Origin of the sequence: Chryseobacterium ginsenosidimutans (assembly GCF_024807225.1) — a bacterium.
Taxonomy (GTDB): Bacteria; Bacteroidota; Bacteroidia; order Flavobacteriales; family Weeksellaceae; genus Chryseobacterium; species Chryseobacterium ginsenosidimutans.
Window position 1 is genome coordinate 4296332 of the sequence record NZ_JANUCO010000001.1, and the last position, 25389, is coordinate 4321720.

15 protein-coding genes and 1 pseudogene are annotated in these 25389 nt (G+C 33.8%); 12 read left to right on the forward strand and 4 right to left on the reverse strand.

Features of this window, described 5'->3' with window-relative positions; genetic code table 11:
* Positions 1-951 precede the first annotated feature (951 nt).
* Positions 952-4701, reverse strand: a complete 3750-nt coding sequence (locus tag J3D55_RS20200; RefSeq protein ID WP_259133914.1) for a fibronectin type III domain-containing protein — start codon at positions 4699-4701, stop codon at positions 952-954.
* A gap of 893 nt (positions 4702-5594) precedes the next feature.
* Between J3D55_RS20200 and J3D55_RS20205 the strand changes: the two genes are divergently transcribed.
* The 10 genes and pseudogenes from J3D55_RS20205 (at position 5595) to J3D55_RS20250 (ending at position 16939) form a co-directional block, all read left to right on the forward strand.
* A complete protein-coding gene (locus J3D55_RS20205; protein WP_259133917.1) occupies positions 5595-6425 on the forward strand; it encodes a glycosyltransferase family 2 protein in 831 nt (276 codons plus the stop codon).
* Positions 6426-7083: 658 nt separating this feature from the next.
* Positions 7084-7440 (forward strand): hypothetical protein, encoded by a 357-nt coding sequence (locus J3D55_RS20210; RefSeq protein WP_259133919.1) that lies wholly within the window; start codon positions 7084-7086, stop codon positions 7438-7440.
* Positions 7433-7612: a glycine zipper domain-containing protein gene (locus J3D55_RS20215; RefSeq protein ID WP_510185690.1), complete on the forward strand. Its 180-nt coding sequence runs from the start codon at positions 7433-7435 to the stop codon at positions 7610-7612. The genes J3D55_RS20210 and J3D55_RS20215 overlap by 8 nt, the downstream gene beginning before the upstream one ends.
* A gap of 54 nt (positions 7613-7666) precedes the next feature.
* Positions 7667-9301 carry an LIC_10190 family membrane protein gene (locus tag J3D55_RS20220; protein ID WP_259133921.1) on the forward strand — a complete coding sequence of 545 codons (1635 nt, stop codon included), beginning with the start codon at positions 7667-7669 and terminating at the stop codon, positions 9299-9301.
* Positions 9302-9351: 50 nt separating this feature from the next.
* On the forward strand, positions 9352-10422 hold the full coding sequence (aroC, locus tag J3D55_RS20225; protein ID WP_259133930.1) for a chorismate synthase: 1071 nt from the start codon (positions 9352-9354) through the stop codon (positions 10420-10422).
* A gap of 18 nt (positions 10423-10440) precedes the next feature.
* Positions 10441-11005: pseudogene (locus tag J3D55_RS20230) on the forward strand (thioredoxin family protein).
* 153 nt (positions 11006-11158) lie between these two features.
* Positions 11159-11698 (forward strand): TlpA family protein disulfide reductase, encoded by a 540-nt coding sequence (locus J3D55_RS20235; RefSeq protein ID WP_259133932.1) that lies wholly within the window; start codon positions 11159-11161, stop codon positions 11696-11698.
* 81 nt (positions 11699-11779) lie between these two features.
* The gene (locus J3D55_RS20240; RefSeq protein WP_259133941.1) at positions 11780-12127 is read left to right on the forward strand and encodes a YkvA family protein; all 348 of its coding nucleotides are present in this window, start codon (positions 11780-11782) and stop codon (positions 12125-12127) included.
* Positions 12128-12680: 553 nt separating this feature from the next.
* Positions 12681-14051, forward strand: coding sequence for an orotidine-5'-phosphate decarboxylase (pyrF, locus tag J3D55_RS20245; protein ID WP_259133943.1), 1371 nt, complete (start codon positions 12681-12683; stop codon positions 14049-14051).
* A gap of 71 nt (positions 14052-14122) precedes the next feature.
* The gene (locus J3D55_RS20250; RefSeq protein ID WP_259133945.1) at positions 14123-16939 is read left to right on the forward strand and encodes a gluzincin family metallopeptidase; all 2817 of its coding nucleotides are present in this window, start codon (positions 14123-14125) and stop codon (positions 16937-16939) included.
* 55 nt (positions 16940-16994) lie between these two features.
* Here J3D55_RS20250 and J3D55_RS20255 read toward each other — a convergent pair whose 3' ends face one another.
* Positions 16995-17849, reverse strand: a complete 855-nt coding sequence (locus J3D55_RS20255) for a T9SS type A sorting domain-containing protein (protein WP_259133964.1) — start codon at positions 17847-17849, stop codon at positions 16995-16997.
* Positions 17850-18050: 201 nt separating this feature from the next.
* Complete coding sequence (locus J3D55_RS20260) at positions 18051-18899, reverse strand: T9SS type A sorting domain-containing protein (RefSeq protein ID WP_259133966.1); 849 nt, start codon at positions 18897-18899, stop codon at positions 18051-18053.
* A 186-nt stretch (positions 18900-19085) separates the two neighbouring features.
* Between J3D55_RS20260 and J3D55_RS20265 the strand changes: the two genes are divergently transcribed.
* A complete protein-coding gene (locus J3D55_RS20265; RefSeq protein ID WP_259133968.1) occupies positions 19086-22298 on the forward strand; it encodes a DUF8818 domain-containing protein in 3213 nt (1070 codons plus the stop codon).
* A gap of 95 nt (positions 22299-22393) precedes the next feature.
* Here J3D55_RS20265 and J3D55_RS20270 read toward each other — a convergent pair whose 3' ends face one another.
* Entirely contained in the window at positions 22394-24160 is a 1767-nt protein-coding gene (locus J3D55_RS20270) for a T9SS type A sorting domain-containing protein (RefSeq protein WP_259133971.1), read from the reverse strand.
* Between the two features lie 190 nt (positions 24161-24350).
* Between J3D55_RS20270 and dusB the strand changes: the two genes are divergently transcribed.
* The gene (gene dusB, locus J3D55_RS20275; RefSeq protein WP_259133974.1) at positions 24351-25349 is read left to right on the forward strand and encodes a tRNA dihydrouridine synthase DusB; all 999 of its coding nucleotides are present in this window, start codon (positions 24351-24353) and stop codon (positions 25347-25349) included.
* Positions 25350-25389: the final 40 nt, after the last annotated feature.

The window sequence follows — 25389 nt, forward strand, 5'->3', positions numbered from 1 at the left end:
TGGTAATCTGTTGGCAATTCATGATCTTAATCATAAGAGAAAAGTCCCCATATTTCTAAGGGGACTAAAACTAATAACCATGAAAACTCAATAAACATGAGGATCATTACAAATATATTGATTTATTTTTATTACAGATTATAATTCTGGTCTATTATTTATTACTGTCTTTTTTAAAATTATTCACACTATATTGATTAAATTTACCCAAAGTATTTTCATGACCTTCAACGAAGCACTAAAACACAAAAGAAATATCTTAAAAAATTCAAGCGAATTCACAAAAACTCTTTACGATTACATTATCATTCCGGCTTTGGAAGAAGAAGGCGTAAAATATATCGATGAGTTCCGCAAATCCCCATCTTCCTTTCTTGATGAGAGCTGCAAAATCTATAGCAGTGACTCTAAATTCAAAGTTTTTTTATTCGCGAAAAACCAAAATTAAAAAGATAAAAGCTTTCTGTTTTTACCGATAAAAAATTTGTTCAAATCTTTATTTTAACGGCAAAAGATTCAATATTTTGTGGTTAATTTTTTAATTAGTTTAAACATATTTAATATTAAAAAACACGGAATGAATTGTATTAATAAAAAAATCCCCATATCTCTATGAGGATTAAAAACTAATAACCATGAAAACTCAAATTAAACATGAGTGACTGCAAATGTATGAAATGTCTGCTTTACGTGGGTCTATTAGCAGTATTAATTGAATCAATTAACAAACTTTAGTATAGATTAAAAAAGAGTTAAGAACATCATAAAGCGAAATGTTTTTGATGTTTTGTAAACTCTATACTTGCTGCTCGCTATTTTAACAAATAGTAACAAACGAAATTACAGATTACAAAAACATAATAATTGTTAAAATTTATATGCTGATAAAATAAAAAAATAAGCTCTCATTTCTGAGAGCTTATCCTATTGCAAATTATCAATAATTAATTATTATTCTTTAATAAACTTCTTCTGAGCAGTTCCCTTCGCATCATCAATATCAATTACATAAATTCCGTTGATTAATGCATGTACATCAATCTTGTTGTTTAAAATAATTCCTGATGATACAATCTGTCCTGCAGAGTTGTAGATCTTATAATTAGCTCTTGCGCTAATGTTTTTCACATTCAATACTGTTTTCACCGGGTTAGGGTAAATCAATATCTCTGTTTGATTGATCGGGTTTGGAACAATCGGTTTAGAAATTCTTACGGTGTAGTCTTCAACTTCTCCAGTTGGGAAGCTTGTACAGTTCACAGGAATTCCGTCTTTCTGTAGTGCCACTCTCATTACAACATATTTGAAATCTGTCATACTGATGAATGCGTCTGCAGGTACAGAGAATGTTCCGGTTACTGTCTGATCAGCATTTGGCCCATTAACTAATATTCTTTCATTAATATCAAAATATCCGTTTCTGTTGAAGTCAATCCAAACAGCAACTCCTGCATTTGCGCTACCTGTAAGTTTTTTATCGATAGTAATTGTATTGTTCGTAGAACCTTGGATCAACTCGATAAATTTCGGCACAACACCAGTATAATCTGTATAGTTTGAAGCCAATGACGTGTTTGTCATCTCAGGTTTACCATTTGGCGTCACCGTCACTTTTGAAATATATTCAGAAGATGATGTTGTAGACTTCACTTGGCAGTATACTATCGTTGGTGTTGTAAATAAATAAGGCTGCGTATAAGTACCCGGAGTTCCGCTACAAACGTTTACTACCTGCATTTCGTACTGAGTTAATTCTAATAAACCTGTCAAAGTAACTGTATTTGTTGCAGAAGGAACCATTGTCCAGCTCGGAATACCTACTTTTCTATATCTTAAGATATAAGTCGCACCAGGGAAAGGATCCCAAGTTACTTCAGCCGTAGTTGTCGTAAGATTGGTAATTGTTAATCCCGGAGGAGGAACCTGACAAGTTCTTTCTGTAGTAAATACTTTAGGATTAGACCAAGTGTTTAATGTTGATTCATTATCACACATATTAGCAATCTGAACTTCATATGTTGTATAAACACTTAATCCGGCAAGAGTATATGTATTTGCAGGAGCTAAAGGCAAAGGAATATTTGCACTCCATCCACCAGCTCCACTTCCTACGATTCTATATCTTAAGAAATAATGAGAACTTATTGCCAATGGCGACCAAGTAATCAATGCGGATGTTGTAGTAACATTACTTACTGTAACATTTGGAGGTGTAGGATCACATCTTGTCGTAAATACCTTCGGCGTATTAGTACCTTCAACACTATTACAAACAGCAACTACCATTACTTCATATGTCGTAGCAGGATCTAAACCTGTTGTCATCACATAGCTGGTTGCAGGTGGTGCAATTACTACAGATGAATTTGGCCATCCTGTAGTTCCTTGTTTTCTCCAATATACTTTGTAACCAAGATTGTCTGGAGAAGCCGTCCAATGTACCGTTGCAGCATTGTGAGTAACGGTGTCTACAAATACGTTTGTAGGAGCCGTAGTAGAACAAGGTCTAATAACAAATGTAAAGTCTACATAATTTCCATAAGGAGCAGATCCGCAAGGAGTCATAGTCCCAATGAAAGAAGCTGCAAATCTTGCTCTATAAGAACCTGAAGGGCGACCTACAGAACTAATTGGCGCATTCACAACCGCAGGAATATAACCTCCTGAATAATATACTTGTTCAGTAGTAGGATCAAATACCATATCATTGTTCCAATCTATCCATATATAATAGTAGAACGTACTTGTTCCTGCATTCATTGAAACATTTGCCACTCCTCCTGGTAATACTGAGAAGCTTGTAGCAGAATTGTTTACATATGCACTGTATGTTGTAGCTGTATATGCTAGATTAGTAAAACCATTAGTAGTAGTAATACTCTTCAAATAATATGTTGTTGAAGATGATCCTCCCGTAGGAACACAGTAATTGGTATAAACCGTACGTGGACCAGACCAATAACTAAGATCAGTACCACTACATCTTGCTCTTACCCAAATATAATATGTTGTACTAGGAGCCAATCCAGCGATTAACTGAGATGGTCCTGCAACACCTGTATACTGAGGGATAGTAGCTGCAGTAGGAGCTACACCTGTTGTATTATAATAAACATCATAACCATTTGCCGGTGGCGTACCCGGTATCGTCCATTGTATTGTTGTACTTGTTGTTGTTGTACTTAATATCGTTAAACCTGTAGGAGGCAAACATGTAGGAGGAGCAACAACAGATAAAGTAAAGTCTACGTAGTTTCCATAAGGAGCAGGTCCACAAGCCGTAGTAGCACCAATAAAAGAAGATGATGCACGAACTTTGTAGTTTCCTAATGCCTGTCCTGCAGGTATTGCAATAGTTGCAGTTCCTGTTGCAGTATAGGTAGTTGTAGCTAGAATAGTTTCACCCGGATCATTAAAATCAAGATCATTATTCCAGTCAATACGTAAATAATAAAAATATGTACTTCCACCTGATGTAGCCAGGTTAGTAACCACGCTAAATCCTGGAGAACTCATTACAACTCCCGGCGAATTAACATAAGCCTGATATGAAGAAGCAGTATAAGCAAGGTTTGTCCATCCTCCGGTAGTGGTAATATTATTTAAATAATAAGTCGTTGAAGATGAACCTCCGGTAGGAATACAATGTCCTGTATATACATTAAGTGGTCCTGTCAGTGAACTCTGATCAGTTGCACTACATTTTGCTTTAATCCACACATAATAACTTGTAGCTGGAGTCAATCCTGGAATTGTATAGCTTGTAGCTGTTCCTGCAATACCCGTAATTTGTGGAGTACCTGGAGGAGTAGTTGTTGTACTATAATAGATTTCATATCCATTTGCTGGCGGTGTAGAAGGCGTAGCCCAGCTAACCGAAGCACTTGTAGTAGTCATCCCTGTGGAAACAAAACCAGATGGCCCAAAACAAGATGGCGGAGTCCAAGTATAGGTAAGACCACTCGTTGGCATTCCCGGAGTAACTGCAGTTGTATTAAACGCTTGTGTACTAGTATTTGCAGTTCCTAAAGTTGAACTAGTAAATAATAAACTTGTAGCATTAAGTCGATTATTAAAGTCTGCATTTGTAGCACCTCTCAATCCTATTTGTGCACTACCACTTATAGAAGTAGTTCCTACTAGATAAGAACCGTTTTTATATACTACAGCAATAGTATTTGTCGTTTCTCTAAGTCTGATTTGAAAAGACTGACTGTAAACAAGTGTTGTAGAAGTAGAGTAAGCAGGTCTGAAATCAGTCCATTGTACCACTATCTCTCTGTTAGGAGCCGTCCCAACAACTGCCCAACTGATATTACCAGTTGTAGATCCAAGGTTAAAAACCGAGTTTAAATCTTTTCCGAATGCAGATACAGCACCCGCATATCCTTCAGTTCCGGAAATCGGACTGTAACTACTCGTTCCTGGTACAGTAGCTCCGAAGGTAAGGAATCCATTTGTGGAAACATTTATAGAAGTATAATTAGTTCCATTAAATGAAACACCAAAAGGAAGAGTTACAGGATAGATGACATCATCTAACGAAGCAGCACCTGTATTTCCAGTGGCAGTTACCAGTACCGTCGCTGTACTTGGCAAAGGAGTATAAGTTCCTGCAGACTGTGCAAAGCTGTAAGAACTTACTTGTGCATTCACGATATATGAAAGCGCCAAGAAAAAAAATAATAGAATTTTCTTCATGTTACTAAATATTAGTTCCTCTAAGGGGTAGGAAAATTATAAATTTTAATTAAAGAATAATCTTTTGAAGCTAGTCTATACAAAAGATCTGGGTTGTCACAAGTTTGAAAAAAAGTAAAATAATTCACCATAGGCTATAATTTAATATTAGTTACTGCAAATCTAATTCGTTTTTTGATAATTTATAGCATAAATCACAATGTTTTTTATAGAAATTTTCTTAATTTTTAACAGAGAATTTATTGAAACTCCTATATATACATATTTAAAACAAACGTTTAGCAATAAATTTTATTATCCGACCCATTGCCTGTAGAATAAATTCATCAACAATATTTATTAACGCCCGCTTTCAATTTCATAATTAAAAACACGAGAAAAAGTTTAAAAACATCTAAATTATTATTATTTATTAAATTATCTACAAATTATAAGCACTTCTACATTTCACAATTAATTTCTCCAAAAAGAGGATTTTCATGTAAAACTTTCACTAATTACATAAAAAGGATCTTCTTTAAAGAAGACCCCAAAACACAAATGATGAAAAAGATTTTATACTAGAGTTAACTATAATTTCTTCTGTAAAGTTAGCCCTAACAATTTTTTTATCTTATGAGCCAGTTCACATTCTCGCCAACTTTCATAAAATCATCACTCCACCCCAAATTCTCAAGAATTTATACATCAAATAAATTCTATGCAGCTTCGCCTAAAAAGAATATATAACACTAATAAACAAACAGTTAAAAGACAAAAAACTTCCAATCCAATCTTAATCTAAAGAAATAATTCTATAAAATATGAATTATTATTAAAATAAGAAATGATTTGAATCAAAATATTTTAAGATTATATTGAATAAATTTGTTTGATAATTAAATCATACAAAAGTGAATAAAATATCCATATTAATCGCAAATTACAAGAATGGAAAGTACTTCAGAGATTGTTATGAATCAATTATATCACAGAGTTATGAAAATTGGGAAGTCATTATTGTAGATGATTGTTCATCGGATAATTCTGTACAGCTTATCGAAGACTTGATAAAAGATGATGACCGTTTTAAATTGTATCAAAATGAGACCAATAAAGGTTGCGGATACACCAAAAGAAAATGTGTAGATCTCTCAACAGGAGATTTTTGTGCGTTTTTAGATCCTGATGATGCGCTGTTTTATTATTCAATTGAATGTTCAATGGATGAATTTCAAAAAACAAACAAAATTGTGGCAACCTATTCACAATTAATATTTTGTGATGAAAAACTAAATCCAAGAGAAGTATTTTCTAAGATCAAACAAATCAATAATAACAGATTTTTTTTCAACACTCCTATTCAGCTTTCTGCATTTTTTGTATTTAAAAAAGAGGCCTATCTGCAAACCTGTGGAATTAATCCGAATCTTAAAAATGCCGTAGATCAGGATCTTTACTTAAAATTGCTGGAAGTGGGTGATGCAAAATTCATTGACGAAGTTTTATACAAATATAGACTTCACACCAACGGAATTTCTCAGCACACTTCAAAACAAAGTGCCAAAGAATCCTTTGCAAGAGTCATTCATCAGGCAATGAAAAGGCGAAAAATCAGCTCAATCAACAACATGCCTATTCCGGAAAAATTTACAGCACCCGATGAAATTTATAATCTTTTAAATTATCAGACCAAAATTCCTTACAGAATCATGAACAGGATAAAATCTACGCTGCATATGTAACATAAAAATGGCCTCCTTTTCAGGAGACCATAAAAACACAAATGATGAAAAAAATCTATTCAGAGTGCTCTGAACAGAGACGTTTTGTAGCAATAAGGCTACTATATTTTGATTCTACAATTTTCTTTTATTGGATAATTATGTAGTATAAAAGTCATTCGAAATACGTCTTTTATGCAAGTCGATAGAGCTCAAAGATAATAAGCATTAATGAGATAACAAAATAGTTTTCACTAAAATTAAATAAAAGTTAAAAATAATCATAACTCATTTTAAATTAAGTATTTATAAGATTCTAAACTTGGTATAATTTAAAGAATATTATTAATATAATTCCCTACTATTAGATATATTTTTAATTATTATCAGTACAAATGATAATATCCCATAAAAGAATAAAAGTCATATAAAAATTTAGATTTTCTTTTTCAATAACCCAAAAAAAGAGAAAAACTAGCTCAATCGACCAATAAACTGATAAAAAATTCTATATAAAATAGAAATAAGACCCGATCGATATGATGATTTTCATCGATAAATAAAGTTTTTAAGATTTTTTCTACTTTTTTAACATTACTTAACTAAAGCTTGGCTTCATAATTGAAAATAGTATATTATCAAAGTTTCATGCTTTGACATCCTTATTAAAATTTGAATTATGAAAAGTATAGTGTTAACAGGTTTATTGTCAGTATTTTTATTGACCGCCTGTAAAAAAGACGATCAGGTAGCTGAAAAATCATTGGAACAACAAAAAGTGGAATTCCAGATGAGACAATTGGATATTGAAAAACAAAAGCTAGCGATCGAGAAAGAAAAAATGGCTTATGAAGCGCAAAAAAAAGCAGATAGTACCGTAGAAGCCGAAAAAGCAAAAACTGTTGCTGCTGCCAATGCAAAACCGCAGATCATAAGAGAAACACATACTGTATATAGAGATACACCGAGCCAAAGTACCAGCAACGGAAACTACTGCTTCCCAAGGTACTACAACGAAGAAAAAAGGCATAAGTGAAGCTGCAAAAGGAACAGCGATTGGTGCTGTAGGTGGTGCTGCATTAGGTGCGATCGTTAACAAAAACAACCGTGGTGCAGGTGCCGTAATCGGCGGTGTCATAGGTGGTGCAACAGGATATACTCTGGGTAGAGCACAAGATAGAAAAAGCGGAAGAGTACAACCGAAATAATTATATTTTCACGATAACAAAGAAAGATTGCTTATTTTTAGGCAATCTTTTTTTATGATTTTACTTTTTATTTCAACGATTTTTCTGATTCCGACTTTCGTGGGTTGGGGAAAAATTGTGGAAAATATTTTCGGAACATTGTTCGGTGGAATTTCCGGGAAAGTAGTATTGGGAATTTTAGGAATCAGCTTAATTTGGACGATTCTTGCATTTTTTATTCCTTTATATATATATGTAGAAATTCCCACGGTTTTATTGGGGTTGATTTATTTTTTCAAACATAAGCTCTATCAGGAATTTTATCAGTTTTCGAAAAAAGATTTTTCGTTGATTTCAGTTATTTCATTAATCATTTTATTTTGCGGGTCTTTCTATCCTTATATATTTGATCATTTCGGATATTATGTTCCTACGATAAAATGGCTTACAGAATTTGGTTTAATTAAAGGCATCTCAAATCTCGACCTCACTCTTGGACAAATGTCGGTATGGCATATTTTTCAGGCAGGATTTTCTAATTTTTCAGATCCTTTTTTAAGGATGAATTCCGTTTTATTAATCATTTATACCTTATATATTGTTGAACAGAAAAATTGGATCCACTTATGTTTTCTTCCGGTTCTATTATTGTTTTCGCAGTCACCAAGTCCAGATTTGCCGGTCATCATTTTTTCATTAATTATTTTGAATGAAATTTTAAAAGAAAACAAGAATACTTCTCTCCTATTCGCCTTTTCAGTTTTTGTTTTTGCCATAAAACCAACAATGATCTGGCTTCCGATGTTGAGCTTCTTCTACTCTATCTTTATTATTAAATCAAATTTCAAAAATTTAATCCCTGGGATTTTAATCGTTTTACTGTTTTTCATTAAAAATATATACACGTTCGGTTATCCTATTTTCCCGGTTTCAATTGGAGATATCGGAGTAAGCTGGAAACCCAATCCTGAAGTATTGAAAATATCTTCACAATATGCTGTTTTGAAAACTTACGATATGCAATATTCTTATCAGGAAATTCAGCAATTTTCAGGTTTAGATTATATTAAAAACTGGCTTTTTTTAAATGGAATTAAATCTAAAATCAATATTCTTTTTATCTTAAGTCTACTAAGTTTCATTGTTTTTACTTTTATTAAAAAGAATAAAATCATCAGTTTAATTTGTATTTCAATTTTAATTAAAAGCTTTTTAGTCTTACTATTTTCTGCACAATACAGATTTTTCATTGATGTATTTTTCGTGATCTTTTTTATCATGTTTAATACTTATTTCAATCAAAAAAAATCGATTGCCGTATTTTCTGTTTTAAGTATAATTTTCATCGGATTTCTCACGTTACCGAATATTCTTCAGACGTATTTACCTAGTTTCAAGCTCGGAAGTTTCATGGGAAAATTTGAAAAAGAACAGCTTTACAAACCTTCAACCTATACTTATAATAAATTCAATACTTACAAAATCGGGAATTTCAAATTCCATGTTTCAAAAAAATATCCCTATAGTTTTGACATTCCACTTCCCGCCGTTTCAGAAAGTTATATTTTCGATGATGTAAAAGCAGGAATTTTCCCGCAAATGATCGACCCGAAAAATATCAGAAAAGGATTTATCTGGAAAAAATTAAATTCAAAAGAGAAGAAAGAAGCCAAAAACGTTATCAATTCTATCAACAATTCGTATCAATAGAACAAATTTCTCGGCGTTTTTATGTGAAGAAAAAGCCGTAAATTTGCATCATGTTAAATACTCTAGGTAATCTTCTCAGTCTTACAACATTTGGAGAGAGTCATGGTCTGGCTTACGGTGGAATCATTAATAATTTTCCGGCAGGTTTAACGGTTGATCTTGATAAAGTTCAATACGAACTGGATCGTAGAAAACCCGGACAATCCGCTATCGTAACTCAGAGAAAAGAAAGTGACACGGTAAAATTTATGTCAGGAATTTTTGACGGAAAAACAACCGGAACTCCCATTGGTTTTATCATCGAAAACGAAAATCAGAAATCAAAAGATTATGATCATATCGCGAACTCTTATCGTCCGAGTCACGCAGATTTTACGTATGACCAGAAATTCGGGTTGAGAGATTATCGCGGCGGAGGAAAATCTTCGGCTAGAGAAACGATAAATTGGGTGGTTGCAGGAGCTTTAGCAAAACAATTATTATCAAATATCGAGATCAACGCTTACGTTTCTTCCGTTGGCGACATTTTCTGTGAAAAACCTTATCAGGCGTTGGATTTTTCTAAAACCGAAAGCAATGAAGTTCGTTGTCCGGATCCGGAAACTGCCGAAAAGATGATCGCAAGAATTAAAGAAATCAAAAAAGAAGGCAACACAATCGGCGGAACAATTACTTGTGTCATCAAAAATGTTCCTGTCGGAATTGGGGAACCGGTTTTTTCAAAACTTCAGGCAGAATTAGGAAAAGCCATGCTAAATATCAATGCTGCAAAAGGTTTTGAATACGGAAGCGGATTCTGTGGTGCAAAAATGACAGGAAGCGAACACAATGATCTTTTCAACGAAGATTTCACCACAAAATCAAATCTTTCAGGAGGAATTCAAGGTGGAATTTCTAATGGAATGGATATTTATTTCCGTGTGGCTTTCAAACCTGTTGCGACGATTTTGAGACCTCAGGAAAGTGTTGACAAATATGGAAATCCTGCCATCGTAGAAGGAAAAGGTCGTCACGATCCTTGTGTACTTCCGAGAGCGGTTCCTGTGGTGGAAAGTTTAGCAGCTTTTGTTTTGGCTGATCTATTTTTGATTAATAAAACAAGAAATATCAATAATTTTTAAACATAAATATTTTTAGTAATGGAAAATTACTGGGAAAAAAGTATCTCTTTTGAAGAGTATCTTACAATCGGAAAACAAAGATTAGAAAATCCTGCCAATCAACAGGAAATCGATTATAAACAATATTACGAACTGGGACTTCAGAGAATCGAAAGGACATTGAAAAAATATGTTCCGAATGAAGATCAGCTAAAAGAGCTGGAAGCCAAAAACTTCAACGGAAAGATTTTAATTATTTCTGAAGTTTGGTGTGGCGACGCAAGTTTCTACCGTTCCTGCTTTGGTTAAATTTTTTGAAGGCAAAAATGAGGTTAGAATTTTCCTTAGAGACAGTGACAAAAGTTTAATCAATCAATTTTTGACGAACGGAACAGAATCTATCCCGAAAGTTATTATTTTAGATAAAGATTTTAATGTAAAAAATTCTTGGGGACCGCGTCCCAAATACGGAAAAGAATTATTAATGAAATACAAAGCTGATCCTGAAGTTTATACAAAAGATCATTTTTATAATGATCTGCAAATTTATTATGCGAAGAACAAAGGAAAAGATGCTGTTCAGGAAATATTGGAATTGTTGTAATTTTAAATTACTAATTTAGGCATCAATAATATTACATCCGCTTTGTCATTCCGTAGGAATCTAAGCTGAATTTATTAAAACTTATTGTTAATTACTTTGTTGAGATTCCTACGGAATAACAAACAGAATGATTATTTTTATTAAAAAGTAAAAATGAAAAAAAATATAATTTATCTCGTATTAATCGCCATTATCGGAGTAATCGCTTTTGTTCCGGGAGTGAAAGACAAACTGAAAGATGCCTTCTTCCCGATTGCAACGATTGAAAATGCCGTTCACATCAGCGACGAAGATTATGATATTGATTTAAAAGGAATTAACGTTCCGAGTACAAATCTTAAAACTTTCAAAGACAAAGCTATTTTCCTGAACTTTTGGGGAACTTGGTGTCCTCCGTGCAGAAAAGAGTGGCCTTCGATTCAGAAATTATATGACACAAGAAAAGATCACGTAAAATTTGTTTTAATAGCGATGAACGATCAGGAGGATGCTGTGAGAAAATTTCTAAAGGAAAATAATTATAACGTTCCTGTTTATATTGCTCAAAGCCCGATCTCCGAAAAGATACTTCCGAAAGTGTTTCCTACAACCTATCTTTTGGACAAAAACGGAAGAATTCTAATTAAAGAAGATGCCTCAAGAGATTGGAATACAGAATCTACCCATCAGTTCATTGATAATATCATTAAATAATTTTAACTAAATTTTATCATTTGTTGGTATAGAATTTGCGAAATTTACATTGTAAAAAATTATTTAAACCTAAACACAAAAATGAAGTATTCAAAGTTGAATCTGGCAAAAGAAGCCATCAGTCATAAGGGTTTCGTAAAAAAAATCCCTGACATTTTCAGAATGATAAAAATGTGGAGAAAAGGAAGCTATCCTATAAAATCCATGGATATTATTCTACCCTTGTTGGGACTTTTATATATAATCTCGCCGATTGATCTTGTGCCGGAAGTTGCAGTTCCTGTGATCGGAGTTTTGGATGATCTTGCGGTTTTATCACTCGTAATACCAAAACTGATAAGAGAAGTAGACAAGTTTCTGCTTTGGGAAGCTGAGCAAAAATATAGTAGCGGCAATGCAAAAATAATCGATGCCGAAATCGTAAAATAAAGTAAAAACCATCTGTAAAGGATGGTTTTTTTATGTAATGATGAATCGTTAATTTATGTTTCGCAAAGCTATCAGTTAAAGCTTCATCAAATCAACTTGTTGATTCTTCTTTGCTCACATAAATAAAAAGATACTTAATCATAAATCTTTGCGTTAAAAAAATCTCTCGCTGATTTTGCTGATTACGCAGATGTTTGTGCTTATTTTATTTGTGTTTATTCGTGAAAAACATCCGTGAAATTAGTGTTTAAAGATAGCAAAGGCAAATAAATTTGCGCCGTAAAGCTATCAGTTAAAGCTTCATCAAATCAACTTGTTGATTCTTCTTTGCTCACTTAAATAAAAAGATAATTAATAATAAATCTTTGCGTCAAAAAAATCTCTCACTGATTTTGCCGATCACGCAGATATTTGTGTTTATTTTATTTGTGGGCATTTGTGAAAAACATTCGTGAAATTTGTGTTTAAAAAATTTACAATTCACCTGCAAAGTAAAATTCACAATTGACTTTTAACATCATTTCCTTAAATTTGCAACATCTAATAAAAAATAATGGAAAGTAAAAAAGAATTCTTTTTGGAGTGCTACAAACTAGGCATCATCAAATTCGGAAGATTTACATTAAAAAGCGGTATTGAAAGTCCGTTTTATGTAGACTTAAGACCTTTGGCTTCAGATCCTAAAATTTTGAAAAATTTGGCTAATTATTTATTGGAAATGCTTCCTTTGGATAATTTTGATCTGATCTGCGGAGTTCCTTATGCTGCACTTCCGATGGCTACTGCGATGTCTCTGGAAAGCTATATTCCATTAATTATTAAAAGAAAAGAAGCGAAGAACTACGGTACAAAAAAACTGATCGAAGGAATTTACCAGAAAGGACAAAACTGTCTTTTGGTGGAAGATGTGATTACTTCAGGAAAATCTTTGATCGAAACGATTGCTGAAGTGGAACAGGAAGACCTTAAAGTTGCCGACATTGTTGTCGTTTTAGACAGAGAACAAGGTGGAAAACAGCTTCTTGAAAGCAAAGGATACAGAGTTCACACCCTTTTCAATATTTCAGAGGTTTGCGAAATTCTTCAGGAAAATGGAGAATTATCTGATGAAGAAGTAAAAAGAATTCAGGATTTTCTTGCTGGAAATCATATCCAGTTTGAAGAAAAAACAAGACTTTCTTATCAGGAAAAATTTGAAAATGCACAACATTCCGTTTCTAAAAAATTGTTGGAAACAGCTTTGGCTAAAGAATCTAACTTAATTGCTTCTGCGGACGTTACAACCACTCAGGAATTATTGGATTTGGCTGAAAAAGTTGGTCCACACGTTATTGCATTAAAAACTCACATCGATATTCTTTCTGATTTCGAATACGAAAAAACAATTACTCCATTGAAAGCTTTGGCTGCAAAACACAACTTCTTATTAATGGAAGACAGAAAATTTGCAGACATCGGAAACACTCAGGAACTTCAGTTTACGAGCGGAGTTTTCAAAATTACAAATTGGGCAGATTTCGTGACTTCACAGGTTATCGGAGGTTTTGAATCTTTAGATTGCTTCAAAAATGTAGGAGTTGTAGCGATTATCGGGATGTCTTCAAAAGGAACTTTAACGACAAATTCTTACAGAGAAGAAGCTTTGAAAGTTGCGCTTTCTCATCCAAACGTAATCGGAGGAGTTTCTCAGAACGAGCTTCCTGAAGAAATGTTGTTGTTTACTCCGGGTGTGAATTTAGCAGATTCAGGAGACGGAAAAGGACAACAGTACAATACTCCGGAACATGTTTTCAAAACACTTCACACAGATTTCATCATCGTTGGAAGAGGAATTTATAAATCTGAAAATCCGGCAGAAGCTGCAATTACCTATAAAAATGAAGGTTGGAATGCGTATTTAAGTTCTTTAGAAAAAAGCAATTAATAAATTCATAACCAAAATCTTTACCAAATCTCTATAAAATGAGTTATATTTGATACTTTATCAAAGGAATATTGAAAAGGATTAGTATTTGTTTTATTTTGTTTTTGGGTGTTGTAGAGGTTTCTGCGCAGAAAGACAGCATCTATATTGAAGCCAAATTGTCTTCGGATAAAAAAACGCTGAACGTGAATCAGGAATTGGTTTATTACAACAATTCGGAAAAAGATCTTAACACGGTAAAGCTTTTAAACTGGGTTTCCGCTTACAACAAAAGAGGAACTTCGCTGGTCTACAGAAAGCTGGAAGACAGAAATACCGATCTGCATTTTGCAAAAAAAAATGAACTTGGTAAATTATTAAGTTTACATATAAAAAGCGCTGATCAGGAAATCCCTGTCAGCAATATTTCTGACGAAAGTTTTTTTCTTCCTTTAAAAGAAATTTTAAAACCCGGAGAAAAAATAAAACTTCAACTGCAATATCAGATTCAACTTCCTGATAAGAAATTTACAGGATACGGAACTTCTGATAACAATATAGCACTAAAATATTTCTTTATTGTTCCGGATCGCTTTGATCCGGACAATATTTCTAAGAGAGATTATCACGATATTGAAGAATCTGTAAGTTTCAATACGTTTTGGACGGTGAATTTTGATCTTCCTGTCAATTATTTTATTGAAAGTAATCTTCAGCAGACTCAGATGAATTCTTTCAATGGCTATCTGGATTCTGATCCTGAATTTTTGATTTCCCAAAACGAATATCCTTCGATTAATATTAATACAGAAGATATTCACACGGAAGTAAGATTTGGATATAATCTGAGACCCGAAGAAAAACAAAACTTAGAGTTTTATCTTCCTTTACAATTAAAATTCATTAAAGAAAGAATTGGTTTTGTTCCAGAAAGGCTTTTTATATCTGATAAATTCCGAGGAAAAGAAGATTTTTTCGGGAATAATGACATTACGTTCTGGAAATTCAGGTTTCAATTATTTACTGATGCAGAAAAAACCGATCTCGATTATTTCGGAATTATCGCTAAAAAGGTTTTAGATGAAAGCATTATTACCGATAAACAGGATTATCATTGGTTTAAAAGTGGGTTGAAATCTTATCTTGAAATTCAATATCTAAAAAAATTCTACGCAGATACAAAATTACTGGGAACTTTACCTGAAACGAAGGTTTTCGGTGTAAAACCTTTAAAACTTTTTCATGCATCTGAAGTAAAGCTGATCGAGCGTTACGGTTTGGCGTATCAATACATTATGTCTCAAAATCTGGATCAGAAAATCGATGAAAAATATACTGTTCTGAGTAATTTCAATGACATGGCGATCAGTAATTTTGAAACAGGAACTTTGTTCAATTATTCTGCGGAAAAAATGGGGTCTGAGAATTTTGATAGTCTTGTTCAGAATTTTATTGCAAAAAACACCGACAAGAAAGCCAATCCGAAAGATTTTCTAAAAGAATTGGCTGAAAAAGACAAGAGAACATCTTATCTATCTGAATTTTTACAGCATAAAAACAGAGTCAATTTTAAGTTGAGAAAATTCAAAAAAGAAGGAGATTCTTTAAATATTACCATCGAAAAAAATACATTAGCCAATATTCCTGTACAACTTCAAACGACATCAAAAGATGGTAAAACAACAGAATATTGGGTAGAAACTGAGGAAAACGAAAAAGCAAAAACGGTTTCTATTCCGGCTTTAGATACTTATAAAATCACGCTGAATGATGATTACATTTTCCCGGAATCCAATTACAGAGACAACTTTTTGTATGCTAAAGGTTTTTTTTCGAATACTAAAAAAATTAAATTAAAATTAATTAAAGACATTCCGAATCCTGAATTCAATGAGATTTATGTAAGTCCGAAAATTCGTTTTAATAATACTTATGACAAATTTTTGATCGGATTTAATTTTAAAAATCAATCTTTTTTTGATCAGAAATTTTTATACTCCTTCACGCCAAGTTACAGTACAGGAACAGGAAAACTGACAGGTTCCGGAGCGGTTGCCTACTCTTTTTTACCTGCAGAAAGCATTATCCGAAGTCTTACTTTTGGAGTTTCCGGCTCATATTTCCATTACGATTATGATCTGGCTTATCGTAAAGGTTCGATTTATTCAAATCTTAATTTCAGAAAAAACCCTAGAAGTACGGTGAGCAGAAGCATTGGAGCTTCTTACAATTATTTTGAAAGAGATCTGAGTCCTCAAATGATCCTTAATAAGGATTATGATAAATATAATCTTTGGAGTGTTGGTTATGGATATAATGACAGCCAAAGTATCCATGAAAAAAGCTTGGGAATAAGCACACAATGGATGGAAGATTTCCATAAAGTAACTGCTGAAGGATTTTACCGCTGGGAATTTGCACCGAAACAAAAATTAAGTCTGAGATTATTTGCAGGATATTTTGTAAAAAATGATACTAGAAACAGTACTTTCAATTACGGAATTTCACGAGTTTCAGATTACTCATTTTCCTACAATCTTTTGGGACAAAGTGCAACGGGCGGAATTTTATCTCAACAATTTATTCTGGCAGACGGAGGTTTCAAATCTTTCCTTCCCGGAAGTGTCAACAAATGGATAACTTCTGTAAATCTGGATACAAGTGTCTGGAAAATTTTCCATGTATATGCAGATGCAGGAGTTTATGACAACAAAAACAAACCAACAAAATTCATTTGGGACAGTGGTGTGAAAGTGAGAATTATCCCAGATTTCCTTGAAGTTTATTTACCGGTTCAGTCTTCTTTAGGTTTTGAGCCCGGATTTAAAGATTATGGGAGAAGAATAAGATACACTTTGATACTTAATTTAAACTCAATCATTAATGCTGCGAGACGTGGTTGGTATTAAAAAATAGCTGCACAAACTGTACAACTATTCTATTTTATTGATCTGAAAACCAGCTTTATTCTTTTACAATTTGCTGAGAAACCGGCGCATTATTAATGGTTCCGGTCACTGTATATTTTCCTTTCGGCAATTCTATAAGATTTAAACCAGTTGCAGTTTTGGTAGGAGATTTCATGACCACTTGCCCGTATTCGTCATACACTTTTACATTTTCAACCTCAGCTCCAAAAGCGATTTCATTATTTTCTTTTACAAAAGAATTAACGATAAAATTGAATTTTGAATAATTAATATCTACATCAGAAATGGCAATATTTCCATTGCCTGAATTAATTGGATTTGCTGTTGCTAAAACAAAATCGGAAATATTATCTTCCGGATTTTCCGACACTCTTTTAAATGCCGTATTGACTGTAGAAGAAAAAACGGGTACTGAATTCGCTGTTCCATACACCGCAAAATCAACCACATTTTCACTTTTTGCATCTTTCACCTGTACATTATTATTTGCCAACACTATTTTTCCGGAAGCGGCAGCCATTTCCAACCCTAAAGAGGAATTTGATGCTCCATCAAAATTCAGGATTTCATTAGCAATAAAATCAGGGCTCGGAAGATCTACCGCTCCTCCTCCATTTGCTGCTTCCTGAATAAGAAAACTTTGTCCCGGATTTAGTGTGATATTCGGCAAGGTATGATATTGATTAAAATTTCCTGTTGCAGGAGCATATTGAATCGTTGCTTCATTTAAAGAAGCTTTTTCAGGACCTATATTTTTCAAAATGATATAATCGCTTTTCAATGCTGATCCCGAATTTCCGCCACCGCTATATATTTCGCTAATAACAATCTGCGCATTGGTGAATATAATAAAGGAAGTAAATCCTATAAAAGTAAAAATTTTTCTCATGATAATTTATTTTGTGCTGTCATTCAAAAATACAAAAAAGATACCACCCTGCTCAATATCTTTTCTTACACAATCATGTAAATAATTATCATTCAATTTAATCAAAAAATATTTTGTTTATGATGAATGTACAGAATACCTTAAAATAAAAATCTCCGCTTCAAATGAAACGGAGATTATATTATAGTTAAAACTAATTTCTTAGTCTTTCAATACTTTTTGAGAAACAGGCTTATTGTTTACTGTACCTGTTACGATGTAGTTCCCTTTTTGTAATTCTGCAACGTTTAAAGATTCGTTTTCTTTTACCGAAGCTGTTTTTACAACCTGTCCGAACATGTTGTAAACTTTCACATCCTTCACCTGAGCTCCGAAAGTGATTTCGTTTGTTTTAACGAAAGTGTTTTTTACGAAGTTTGCTTTTGTTGCAGATAAATCTGAAACTGCTAAACTTCCAGAAGTTCCTGAAATTGTAACATTATCAACTCTTGCAGTTCCTCCGGCTGCATATGTACTACTTGCTCCAATGGGAGTATATGAAGTATTGTTAGCTGGATCAAAAACAGAGACAACTCTAACCGCAAAGTTAGCATTATTATCTGCAGCTACTGGAATAGCATTCGTCATAGTTACCCAAGTTGCAGGTGAAGCACCTGTAGCACCAATTGCGGTAGCTGTTCCAACATTACTCCAAGTCGATCCATTAGTAGTGTACTGCATTTGAAAGTACTTTGATCCTGTATTTGAACCAGAAATATCTAAAGATACCGAAATACTTGAATACCCTGTAGTACTAACTGCAAAATTAAAACCCGCTGTTCCTGAACCTCCCCCTTGAGCTGGGAATCCTGTAGTACTCCAAGCTTTACCAGATGATGGACTTCCACCAGGAAAAGAAGGCGTTCCAGTTGCAACAAGAATTGTAGCTGTTCCTGTACCTGTTGAAGGTGCGTTTGTACTTGTATCAAAATTCCATTGAGTTATAGTCGTTTGTGCGAACATAACTGTTGTCGTTGCTAATGCGACAAATAAAGAATAAATTTTTTTCATGACTTAAAATTTTAATTATTAATAATTTACGTAGTAAAATTACATGAAATTCTCAAAAAAAAACAATAATCGGATTAATTTTTTGTTAATAACACTAAACCTCCTACCATTAACAATTTTTAGTTATTTTTACCAATTATTTATAAGGGCTTGCGGAATTATTTTCTAGTATTCATGTTATTTTTTATGGGATTATCATTAGATAAGGCTCAAATATTTACTTGGAAAAATCCTAACCTTCCACAAGACAGTATTAAACAGGATAGCATTAGAAAAGACAGCATTCTCGCTCTAAAATTCGAACAGGACATTTTTACAAAAGACACCATGGATTTTGTGAAAACAAATAACCGGATTATTGTAGATGAAGGTGTTCTTGCCAAAAATGATAAGAAAAGGTTTTTAGGAGAATTAAACTCTAAAGGTTCTATTATTCGGGGGATTACTTTTGGGAATAATCAGGGGCAGTCGGTACAAAGTTCTATGGATTTACAGATTTCCGGGAGGCTTTCAAAAGATGTTACCATTTTAGCCAGTATTTCAGACCACAACCTGCCGATTCAGGCAGATGGATATACGCAGACGTTGGAAGAATTCGACAAAATCTACATGCAGCTTAATATTAAGGATAAATCTATTCTTAGAGCCGGACATTTGGATTTGGTAGAAGCTAAAAATTATTTTGCAAAGTTTCAGAGACGAAGCATGGGTCTCGAATTTCAGACAGAATTCGGGAAAGAAAATAAAACTTTCGTTGATGTTTCGATGGGTGTTGCGCGAAGTGAATTCCACAGAATCCGTTTTCAGGGGGTTGAAGGAAATCAAGGTCCTTATCGACTGACAGGTAAAAACGGAGAACAATTTATTACTTTGATTTCAGGTTCTGAACAGGTTTTTATTGATGGTATTTTAATGAAACGTGGGGAAAACCAGGATTATATCATTAATTACAATACGGGCGAAGTTACTTTTACCAGTTTCCGACCGATTTTCCAGCAGAATTTCATTACCATTTCTTATAATTATACGAACAGAAATTACTCCAGATATTTATTTACCGGAAAAATTGAGCATAAAAGAGAAAAATTAAAGCTTGGATTAAACTGGTTCATGGAAAATGACAATAAAAATGCACCATTGTCTTTAAATCTTTCTGAAGAAGACCAGAAAATCCTTGCTGAAGCAGGAAATGATCCCAATTTAATGTACGCTCCTTCCGGTGTTGTGACAGAATATGATGTGAATAAGATCCTTTATCGATTGGTTCAAACTCCGGGTGGAAGTCATTACGAATTTTCAACAGATGCGACTCAAACGCTTTATACCGTTTCTTATACTTATTTCGGAGTCAATCTCGGAGAATATAAGATTACACAAACCACTAACAATGGGCGTGTTTTTGAGTATGTAGGTGCCAATATGGGAGATTACAGAGCCGTGAGAAAACTGCCTTCGCCGGAGAAATCACAAGTTTACTCTGTGAACTCGGAATATTTATTGAAAGACGGAAAAATCGGGGCAGATATTTCTTTGAGTAATTATGATGTGAATTTATTTTCTTCAAAAGATTCTCAACAAAATATTGGGTATGCATGGAGGGTTTTCGGGAATAAAACTTTTACAAAAAACAATTGGAAAGGAACTCCAAATTTCGAATATCAATATATTGACAAACAGTTCCATATTTTAGACAGAATTAATGATGTTGAATTCTCCAGAGATTTCAACTTAGCTCAGGAATTTAGTGGAAGAACGCAAAACAGATTTATTTTCAGTTTTTTAAATAAATGGAATAATAAATCTACCTTCAATTACAGAGCCAACTATCTCGATGAACAAGATTCTTACAAAGGAATTAAAAATGATCTTGATTTTGGATGGATCACCGGTAAATTTTTCACGAAAGGAAATTTATCTTACTTAAATACAAATGCGATTCTTCAGGATACAAAATTCATCAGAGGAGGTGTTTCAACCGAATATACAGGCAAAAAAGGAAGCTGGGCTCTCGGTGGAAGCATGGAGCACAATGAGAAGAAATATAACGACACTCAATTGATGGATGTCACCAGTTTCAGTTGGAAAGAGATTTTTGTTCAGAAGAAAATAGGCGACAGTACAAGAACCAAATTGTTGGCGAAAGTTTATATGCGTGACAATGACTCCGTTCGTGATAACAGACTTCAAAGCATGAATAATATTTTAGGTTTCATGGCGGAAAGTCAGATTATTAAAACAGAGAAAACGACATTAAATATGTTACTCCATTACAGAAAATTCTTTTATCAGAATCAGGATATTGATGCTTCTAAAAACAATGATTTTGTAGTCGGAAATATTCTTTATAATCAACAGCTTTTCAGAAACGGGATGCGTCTGCAGGCTTTTTATGAACTTGGAAACGGACAGGAAGCGCAGAGAGAATTCCAGTATATTAAGGTTACGGACGGACAAGGTATTTACAAATGGACCGATTATAACGGTGATGGCGTACAACAGCTTGATGAATTTGAAATTGCGGAATACTCAGATTTAGCCCAATATATAAGGATTTACACAAATTCTGTGAGATATATTCCTTCCAATAAAAATAAAATTCAGTTGGCGTTATTTGTCAATCCGTCAATTGTATTTAATTCTGAAAACAAATTTTTAAAGCGTTGGAATTTTAATATTTCATTAAATTCTCAAAACTCTTTTTATAAAAAAGATAAAGTACTGGTATTAAATCCGTTTGAAAAAAATGCGGACATGATCCTTAAAAATCAGAATATTTTAACATCGGTACAGTTCAGCCCCACCGACAAATCCGGCTGGAACGGAAACTATCGTTTTATCTCGAACGACAACCTCATCAACGCCAATTTCAGTAATGAAGAACGGGAACAGACTTCACATTTCCTAAATATTGGATATTGGTTTAATAAAGAATTCAGGATCGACTGGGAAAATTCTGTTCATGACATTCAAAATTCGTCACAATTATTTGCGACAAGAGATTATCGTTTAAATAATTTTGAGACTAAGCCGAAAGCAACTTACAAATTTACTGATGCTATTCAGGCTGAACTTTCGTCTGCATTCCGTCAAAAAGACAGAGTGGATGGTGAAGAACTTTTAAAGGCTTTTGATGTAACGGGAACGATTCAGTGGGAACGTAGAAAAACATCTATCAGAGGGAATTTCTCATTTATTAATAATAATTTCAACGGGAATAATTTCAGTATTGTAGGAAACCAGATGTTGGATGGTTTAAAACCAGGGAAAAACCAGGTTTGGAGCGTCTTCATTCAACAGGCAATTAATTCTTTCTTACAATTGAATTTAAATTATGAAGGCAGAAATTCCGGAGACAGAACGATACATATCGGAAGTATGCAGGTGAAAGCGAGTTTCTAGATTCTTTAAATATTTTAAGCTAAAAATTTTAATTATAAACAAAAATAAAACCCCAACATCATATCGGGGTTTTATAATATCTAACTTTTTAAATCTTATTTTTTAATGATTTTCAGTGATTGAGAATCTTTTTCAGAATTAACTTTTAAGATGTAAACTCCCGTAGGAACTTTTCTCATATCAACAGAACCTTTTTCGGCATTAACAGTTTCGTTAATCAACCTTTGTCCTGACATATTGTACACCTCAACATTTCTGATTTTGCTGTCATTATTAATCGTAATAAAGTCGACAACCGGATTTGGATAATAATTTAATTTATTCTTAGCAGCGACATCATTTACTGCTAAAACAAGATTTGTAAATTCATATCCACCTAAATCTGGTGTTGTAGCATTTCTTGCCATTCCATCAGCATCAAGCGTAACTTCTGCAACCGGAGTCCCTTTATTATCAAGTGCTGCATTCCCTGAAGTCGCCAAATGGAAGTCTGTAGCAGAAGCAAATGAAGGAGAAACACTTACTGAGTTTACGTTACCTCCGAAACCTGCCTGAAGATCAGATAAAGCAGGTCTTGCTGAACCGATATATCCTAAAGCCGCACCTGTCGAAAAATAATCATTATAATTAATAGTAGAGAAAACGGTATTCGCAGCTCCTGAATAAATAGCATATCTGTCTCCAGCCTGTGTTTGCTTATTTACAAAAATATTATTTCTCAGATCTATTGCTCCGGCGGCTGTTACAGTACTGATAACATTTAATGCAGAAGGTCTACCTGCCACCGTTTGGTTGGCATCCATTACAACAGTATTATAATAAATTTTATATCCGGCTCCTGCTCCAATCACGATTCCGTTACCATTATCAGCAACACCTCCACCTGCAGCATAACCATATCCAACAACACCGCTGATCGTATTATTGTAGGCTATCATATTTGCTACTGCACTGGAACAGTTAAAATATAATCCGGCAGCACCATAACCGGATGTATTAGTATTCGATACATCGGATATTTTGTTATTAAAAACCAGACCATTCGTCGCCGCCGCTCCTACAAGGATTCCTGCAGAAGTTGATGTTGAAGATGTTGAAACTCCGGTAATAACATTTCCACTTATTTCAAAATTCTTGGCATTTTGCACCGCAAGACCTCTAAAACCCATTTTATCTGCAACAACAGAAGATCCTATCACATTATTTTTAATCATAAATCCCGTATCAGTAACTGTCGCATTACCGATTGCAAAAATAGCATTCTGGGCTTTGTTAAATAAATTATTGGTACTAACGAAATTATTATTTGAAACCTCTGCAGCGGCTCCTAAAGCTGATCCGGAAACAATAATCCCAACTACAGTTCCTGATGAAGTAGCCCCTATAATATTAGTATTCTTAAAAGTTACATTTTGAGCACCATCGGTAGTGGTACTTGCAACCCACGCAACTACAGGAGTACCTGCGGCTGAATAAGTATTGGTAATAGTCAGGTTTCTTGTAGAAGTTCCGTTGTTACTTCCGTCAATAGTAACATTATCAGCTCCATTTAATTTTAATGTTGCTACTGTATCTGCACTGGAAATCGTTGCGTTAACTCCTGTACCAGGTTTTATAAGAACAGATGTATAACTTACCACTCCTCCGCTTCCATTAAGAACAGCAGAAGCTGTTTCTGCTGTACTTGCAGTAACATTAATTGTAATGGCTCCTTGGTGCGTTCCAGCATTAATAGCGTCAAAAGCACCTTTTAAAGTGGTGTAAGTTCCTGTCGTTGTTCCGGCTGTTGCCGTAAGACTGATCTGTGCGTTGAAATTCGCAGCTGCAATAGTTGTAATTAAACAAAATAGAATTTTTTTCATAAATATTAATTTTCTCTATAAAGGTATATAAAAATTTAATATGAAATACAAACAAAAACAATAAAATAAATACAATAAAACACCTATGATTCAAAATAACATCATAAAATTTATTAAAAATCAATAAAACAATTAAATTTTTAAAACTACTCATAATCAGCAATTTTAAAAAAAATCGTAAATTTGCACCATGATAAAAATAGGCAACATAGAACTGCCGGAATTTCCGCTTTTACTTGCACCGATGGAAGATGTAAGTGATCCTCCGTTCAGAAGACTTTGTAAAATGCACGGTGCGGATTTGATGTACTCTGAATTTATCTCTTCAGAAGGGCTGATTCGTGATGCAATGAAAAGCAGAAAAAAGCTGGATATTTTCGATTACGAGAGACCTGTAGGAATTCAGATTTTTGGTGGAGATGAAGAAGCAATGGCAATGTCTGCGAGAATTGTTGAAACTGTAAACCCTGATTTGGTCGACATCAATTTTGGTTGTCCCGTAAAAAAAGTTGTCTGCAAAGGAGCCGGAGCGGGAGTTTTAAAAGATATCGACTTGATGGTACGTCTTACAAAAGCTGTTGTAAGCTCTACAAGCCTTCCTGTAACGGTAAAAACCCGTTTGGGATGGGACAGTACGTCCATTAATATCGATGAAGTTGCAGAACGCCTTCAGGAAACAGGAATTAAAGCTTTGACAATCCATGCAAGAACTCGTGGACAAATGTATAAAGGTGAAGCCGACTGGAATCATATTTCAAGAATTAAACAAAATCCTAATATTGAAATTCCTATTTTTGGAAACGGTGATATTGATTCTCCTGAAAAAGCGTTGGAATATAAACAAAAATACGCGTGCGACGGAATCATGATCGGTCGTGCAGCGATTGGATATCCTTGGATTTTTAATGAAATCAAGCATTTCTTTAAAACCGGAGAAAATTTACCTGCACCAAAAATTGAAGACAGATTATTGGCAGTTCGCCAACATGCAGAATGGAGCGCAGAATGGAAAGGCGAAAAATTAGGGCTTATCGAAATGAGACAGCATTACAGCAATTATTTCCGTGGAGTTCCGCATTTTAAAGATTTCAGAAAGAAATTCTTAGAAGTATATACTTTAGAGGAAATGGATGCTTTGATCAAGGAAACTCAGGAATTTTATACAGAATATTTAGCTCAACAAGCATAAAATAAAAACCCATCGATTTGATGGGTTTTCTTTTGATTTA